1 protein-coding gene is annotated in these 708 nt (G+C 58.9%); it reads left to right on the top strand.

Going from position 1 to position 708, the window contains the following annotated elements:
- Positions 1 to 139: 139 nt before the first annotated feature.
- Positions 140 to 708: transposase family protein (locus tag ABD774_RS21565; protein ID WP_486327362.1), on the top strand; the 569-nt coding region annotated here is incomplete at its 3' end.

Raw genomic sequence — 708 nt, forward strand, 5'->3', positions numbered from 1 at the left:
GCCTTGCACGAGCTGCAAGTGCTGGAGCAGGACGAAGAAACCCCGCCGCCCGCCCCGGAACAGCGGCCCGCCCAAAGCTAAGATGTATAGTCCCAGGGAGAGATGGTGTATTTTCCGGGCTGGAATTTCGCACGCACTTATGGGACAAATACTCCACGGCAGCGCCCGCACAACTTCGGCAATACGGGCCGCTATCCAACGTAGTCAGGAAAGCCTACAAACGTTAGCTTCCCGTCACGGCATCAACCCCAAAACGGTGGCCAAGTGGCGCAAACGCACGACGACAACAGATGCCGCGATGGGGCCGACGCCCGTCTCCACCGTGCTGACGCTCGCGCAAGAGGCCATGATCGTGGCGTTCAGAAAACACACCTTATTGCCGCTCGATGATTGCCTGTATGCTTTGCAGGCCACTATTCCCCACCTGTCGCGCTCAGCGCTGCACCGCTGTCTGCAGCGGCACGGCATCAGCCGCTTGCCCTTAAGTGAAGAGGGCCAAAGCCCGCCGAAAAAGAAATTCAAGGACTATCCTATTGGCTACCTACACGTCGATTTTGCCGAAGTGCACACCGAGCAAGGCAAGCAGTACCTCTTTGTGGCCATTGACCGCACCAGCAAGGTAGCCTTCGCTGAACTCCACCCCCGCGCTAAGCGGGTGGTAGCGGCAGCGTTTCTGCGGCGCGTGCTCGACAAGCTGCCTTACAAAGT

It is taken from the genome of Georgenia daeguensis (genome assembly GCF_039537705.1).
GTDB lineage: Bacteria > Actinomycetota > Actinomycetes > Actinomycetales > Actinomycetaceae > Georgenia > Georgenia daeguensis.